6 protein-coding genes are annotated in these 5721 nt (G+C 62.7%); all 6 read right to left on the bottom strand.

Annotated features, from left to right (window positions below):
* Positions 1 to 71: 71 nt before the first annotated feature.
* From HX786_RS31010 to fmdA, 6 genes are read right to left on the bottom strand one after another with little or no spacing between them, the layout of a single operon-like run.
* A complete protein-coding gene (locus HX786_RS31010) occupies positions 72 to 1427 on the bottom strand; it encodes an MATE family efflux transporter (RefSeq protein ID WP_003218590.1) in 1356 nt (451 codons plus the stop codon).
* Between the two features lie 21 nt (positions 1428 to 1448).
* A complete protein-coding gene (locus tag HX786_RS31005; protein WP_177009185.1) occupies positions 1449 to 2012 on the bottom strand; it encodes a DUF2239 family protein in 564 nt (187 codons plus the stop codon).
* A 50-nt stretch (positions 2013 to 2062) separates the two neighbouring features.
* A complete protein-coding gene (locus HX786_RS31000) occupies positions 2063 to 3019 on the bottom strand; it encodes an AAA family ATPase (protein ID WP_177023258.1) in 957 nt (318 codons plus the stop codon).
* A gap of 3 nt (positions 3020 to 3022) precedes the next feature.
* On the bottom strand, positions 3023 to 4066 hold the full coding sequence (locus tag HX786_RS30995; protein WP_003218599.1) for an aliphatic amidase: 1044 nt from the start codon (positions 4064 to 4066) through the stop codon (positions 3023 to 3025).
* A gap of 15 nt (positions 4067 to 4081) precedes the next feature.
* Positions 4082 to 4429 (bottom strand): zinc ribbon domain-containing protein, encoded by a 348-nt coding sequence (locus HX786_RS30990; protein WP_008432727.1) that lies wholly within the window; start codon positions 4427 to 4429, stop codon positions 4082 to 4084.
* Position 4430: 1 nt separating this feature from the next.
* Positions 4431 to 5660 carry a formamidase gene (gene fmdA, locus HX786_RS30985; protein ID WP_003218608.1) on the bottom strand — a complete coding sequence of 410 codons (1230 nt, stop codon included), beginning with the start codon at positions 5658 to 5660 and terminating at the stop codon, positions 4431 to 4433.
* Positions 5661 to 5721 lie beyond the last annotated feature (61 nt).

Below are 5721 nucleotides of genomic sequence, written 5' to 3'. Positions count from 1 at the left end.
CGCTGTAAGAGCGAAACCATAGGCGGCCGTTACCTAAATAACGGATATGTACACGCCCCCCCAAAAAAACCTCACACCAACCGCTTGATCTGCTTATGCCGCCAAACCAGCCGGTAATAAGCCGTCTGCAACCCCAACATCGCCAGATACGTCACCGGAAACGCCATCCACACCCCTTCCAGCCCAAACCGCGCATTCAGCAGATACGCCACCGGCAACTCCACCCCCAACACGCAAACGATCGAGATCCCCACCGGCACCAGCACCACCCCGCTGGCCCGCATGATCCCGCCCACCACGGCCTGGAAACCGAACACCAGGATGCTCCAGAGCATGATATGCAGCAGGTGCTCGGCCTTGACCCGCGCATCCACGTCGGTAATGAACAACCCCAACAGCCAGTGCGACAACACATACCCCAGCACTATCAACCCACCCGTCAGGCACAGGTTGATCAAAATCCCCGTACGCAGGATCGGCCCGATCCGCTCCAGGCGCCCCGCCCCGATCGCCTGCGCCCCCAGAATCGACGCCGTGATCGCAATCGACAATGCCGGAAACTGCACATAGTTGACGATCTGCGTCACCGCCCCATACGCCGCCGTCGCCTGGGAACCATGGCTGTTGACCAGCGCCAGAATCACCAGCTCCGACAACGACAGCACCACCATCTGCAACCCCGTAGGCAACCCGATACGCAGGACCTTGCCCAGGATCACCCGATCCAGCCGCAGCGCCGCCATCAACTGGCGATCCGGCGCCATCACGTGGTTTTTATGGCGCAGGCGCAGCACCAGGAACGTCATCGCCAGGGCATTCCCCACCAACCCCGCCACCACCGCGCTCTGGATACCCATCGGCGGCAGGCCCAGCCAGCCCTTGATCAGCGCAGGCGTCAGCACCAGGCCCACGGTGGTCGACACCATCAGCGCCAATAAGGGCGACACCGTGTCACTCACGCCCCGCAGCAGTTGGGTGAACAGGATGAACACCAGCAACAGCGGCATGATCAGCATCATCATCTGCGCATAACCCACCGCGTCATCCAGCACATCCACCGGTGTGCCCAGGGCCTGCATTGCCGGGCGCGCAAACACGCTGCCCAGCACCGCCGCGATCACCCCGATCAGGGCGCCGAGGGTCAGGGTGGCGCCGGTGATCGACTTGACCATCGAGGTTTCCTGCGCGCCCCACGCCTGGCCGATCAGCACCGAAGCGCCCGCCCCCAGGCCGATCACCAGGGCGATAAAGAAAAACACGATGGGGAACATCCCCGACACCGCCGCCAACGCCTGGGTGCCGAGCATCTGCCCGACATAGATCCCGTTCAGCGTGCCGGAAAAGCTCTGGAGGAAATTGGACAGCACCATGGGTGCCAGAAAGATCAGGTAGATCTGCCACAACGGTCGTTGCTGGGTGACTTCCATGAGGTTCGGATCTCAATGCAATTAGGCAGGGAAAGCGTTGCGTGACAACCAGGCCAGGTACAACTTCACATCCACCGGCCAGTGCGCGATCCTGTTGGAAAATTCCGCGCCGTCCTGGGCAAACAACGCCCGCGAGGCTTCTTCAAAACCTGGCAGGTCGCCGCCGATGGCGCTCATGAAACGATAGCTGGACTCCTTCGCCTGGCGCCGCTCATCGTGCTCGGCATGGGCGTTGCGCGCTTCGTCCACCAACCGGCGCAAGGCCGCCGAGGCGCCGCCGCGTTGTTGTCCGAGCCACTCCCAGTGCCTCGGCAGCAAGGTCACTTCACGGGCGACCACCCCCAGCTTCGGACGGCCTACAGCAGGTGACGCCGGCACGTCGGCCTCCGTCACCGCGAGGGTCGGTTGCTGCGGTGCGTAACCGGCGGGCCAGGGATAGTCGACTTGAACACCGCTGGCGTCATCAAACACCAGCAAGCTGCCCGTCGCCAGGTCGAGGCTTTTCAGGTTTTTGGCGACGTCGGCATAAGAGCCGGCAGCCACGCGTTGGTGGCCAAGGAAGGCGGTGCACTGTGATGCGCTCATGACTTTTACCCGGATTATTTTATTTTACCCGGGTTATATTAGTCTGAAATTTATTGGATGCAAGCCGCTTGTTGCGAAACCACCAAACGATCACTGTCGACAGTCGCGCCCATGGGGCCCACACCCGGGTCGCGCAATACGCATTCGGCAATCGCCGGCTCCAGCTCCACCCGCAATCGGCGGCCCAAGGCGCGGGCGCCGAACCGTACGTCATGGTCGCGGCACAGCCAGGCACGTGCCGATTCATCCAGCACCAATGATCGGTGCTGCGCCGCCAGGCGTTGATTGAGTTTGCCGAGTTCCACCTTGAGCAGCGCCTCAAGCCACTGATGGTCGATGGGCTCGAACATCAGGATACGATCGATGCGATTGAGAAATTCCGGCTCGAAGTGGCGGTGCAAGGCGTCCTCCAACACCCCCGCTTCACCGCGCGCCCACCAGCGCAACGGGGCAAAGCGTTGCCGGTGCCGACGCGCCTGCTGGGCGCCGATATTGCTGGTCATGAAGATCAGGCTGTTGCGAAAGTCCAGCGTACGAGCGCCGCCCGCCAGCGTCAGCTGGCCGTTTTCAAGGATGCCCAGCAGGCTGCGCACCACTTCCTGGCTGGCTTTCTCCAACTCGTCGAACAGCACGATACCAGGGCGGCTGTAGCTACCCTGGATCAGTTCGCTGTTGAACAGGCTGATGCCCTCCTTGCTGCCGACATAACCCGGCGGTGCACCGGTGAGTGCGGCGGCATAATGCTCCTGGGCCAGGGTGTGCATGTCGATACGGCAGAACCCGTCGGCACGCCCGTGCAACGCCTGGGCCAGCAGCCGGACGATTTCCGTCTTGCCGACCCCGGTAGGCCCCATGAACAGGTTGACGCTCAACGGCCGCTCACGCTCACCGATATCGGCCTTGACCACCTTGAGCAACCCTTCCATTTGGGCCAGGGCTGCGTCCTGGCCAACGATACGGCTGCGCAGCAAGGCCATGACCTGGGCCGGTTCAAAAGTAAACCGCATGCCTCAACCCGCCGTTTTTTCTTTACCGCCATGGGGCAACTGCCCCACCGGGCATTCGGCGACACCGACGGTGCTGCGAGTGAATGCCTCGACATTCTCTTGGGCCTTTTGCGCGTCCAGCACCCAGGTGCGATAGAACTCGAATGGGCAATCCGCCACGCCCTTGTCCCCATCGCCCGAGGCATGCATGCCGGTGTAGCCACGGTGCAGCAGCTTGAACAGATGGTTCTGCGACTGGTCGTTGGCCCGCGCATCGCGGATCTGCGACACCGACAGCTGGGCGTACTGAATGCCCATCTCTTCCTCGCCGCACTCGCCCAGGGTACGGCCATCGAAGCCGATGATCGCCGAGTGCCCGAAGTACGAATACACCCCGTCGAACCCCGCCGCATTCGCCACCGCCACGTAGCAGTTATTAGCCCAGGCCATGCTCTTGGACATCTGCACCTGCTGCTCCTTGGCCGGGTACATATAGCCCTGGCAGCGCACGATCAGCTCGGCGCCTTTCATCGCACAGTCACGCCAGATCTCCGGGTAGTTGCCGTCGTCGCAGATGATCAGGCTGACCTTCATGCCCTTGGGCCCGTCGCACACGTAGGTGCGGTCGCCGGGATACCAACCTTCGATCGGACACCACGGAATGCACTTGCGATAACGCTGGACGATCTCGCCGAGGTTATTGATCAGCACCAGCGTGTTGTAAGGCGCCTTGTGCGGGTGCTCCTCGTGGCGTTCACCGGTCAGGGAAAACACGCCCCAGGTATTGGCCTGGCGGCAGGCCGCGGAGAAAATCGCCGTCTCCTCGCCGGGAATACTCGCGGCGGTCGCCATCATCTCGTCGTGGTCGTACATGATCCCCATGGTGCTGTATTCGGGGAACACCACCAGGTCCATGCCGGGCAAACCCTGCTTCATGCCGACAATAATCTCGGCAATCTTCTTCGCGTTATCGATGACTTCGGCCTTGCTGTGCAGGCGCGGCATCTTGTAGTTCACGACAGCAACGCCGACCGTGTCCGGGCTGCTGGAAATGTCGCCATGGCGCATTGCAAATCTCCTCGGTCAATGACTGATCATCCAGGGCCGTGGCCCGGTCCTGGTCTTGAGCCCCAGCGGGTTGGCCTTGCTCGGCACCACCGGCTTGCTGGTGCCACAGCAACTGCAGCCCGCCGGGTGCTTGCGCGCTGCCTGATATTCGCCGACGGTTTGCGGCGCATGGGCGCTGCGCTCGTTACCGGCTATGGCCTTGCGCTGATTGGCCGACAGCGTGGTCAGCGCCGGCGCCGACAGCAGCAACTGCCCGCCCGGGCCGTCGCAATACGGGCATTGGCTGGGTTCGTGACGCTGGGCCATGGGCCGCAGCATCGTGAAGGTGCCGCAGGACTCACAGGCATATTCATAGGTCGGCATGCTACAGGTCCGGTGCAATGGGCAGGTCGATGCTGCCGTCGAGGAATTGGGTCGGGCCGCTGGCATTGGGGTTGATGTCGAACTCGAAGATTTCAGTCGGCAGCCACAACGTCGCGCAGGCGTTGGGGATGTCCACCACGCCGCTGATATGCCCCTGCACCGGCGCCGAGCCGAGCAACGCATACCCCTGGGCCGGCGAGTAGCCGAACTTGGTCAGGTAGTTGATCGCATTCAGGCAGGCCTGGCGGTAAGCGACATTGACATCCAGGTAGTGCTGCTGGCCCTGTTCGTCGACGGAGATGCCTTCGAAGATCAGGTAGTTCTTGTAGTTCGGGGTGATCGGGCTTGGCTTGAACACCGGGTTCTTGATCCCGTATTTGGCCATGCCGCCCTTGATCAGCTCGACCTTCATGTGCACCCAGCCGGCCATTTCGATGGCGCCGCAAAAGGTGATTTCGCCGTCTCCCTGGCTGAAGTGCAAGTCGCCCACCGACAGGCCGGCGCCGTTGACGTACACCGGGAAATAGATCTTCGAGCCGCGGGACAAATCCTTGATATCGCAGTTGCCGCCATGCTCACGGGGCGGCACGGTGCGGGCACCGGTGGCGGCGGCATCATCACGGGCCGAGCCCTTGAGTTTGCCCATGTGCGCGGTGGCGGCCAGCGGGGCGTTGGCCAGGGGTGGGACGCGGGTCGGGTTGGTGTCGATCAGCTCCTGCTCGCGACGATTCCAGTCGGCGAGCATCACCGGGTCGGGCAGGCAGCCGATCAGGCCGGGGTGGATCAGGCCCGCAAAATTGACGCCCGGGATGTGCCGGGAGCTGGTGAACATGCCCTTGAAATCCCAGATGGCTTTTTGCGCGCTGGGGAAGTGATCGGTGAGAAAGCCGCCGCCGTTCTGGCGCGAGAAGAAGCCGTTGAAGCCCCACTGGGAGTCGGCCTTGGCGCCGATGTCGAGCAGGTCGACCACCAGCAAGTCGCCGGGTTCGGCGCCGTGTACGCCCACCGGGCCGGAGAGGTAATGCACGGTGGAGAGGTCGACGTCGCGCACGTCGCTGGCGTCGTCGTTGTTCTTGATGGCGCCGGCGGTCCAGTCGTAGGTTTCGAGGATGAAGTCATCGCCGGGTTTGACCCAGCAAGCCATCGGGATGTCCGGGTGCCAACGGTTGTGGATCTGTTCGTTTTCGGTGACGGGTTGGTTGAGGTCGACTTTGATCAGGGTGTCGGTCATCGAGGTGCTCCCGGAGGGTGGGTTGGCTGTCGGGAGCAGTCTCACGGGGATGGGGTTGGGC

The sequence above is a fragment of the Pseudomonas sp. 21615526 genome (genome assembly GCF_013386245.1).
Lineage (GTDB): Bacteria > Pseudomonadota > Gammaproteobacteria > Pseudomonadales > Pseudomonadaceae > Aquipseudomonas.
Note: the sequence above shows the minus strand (reverse complement) of the source record. Positions and strands in the feature narration are given on the sequence as shown.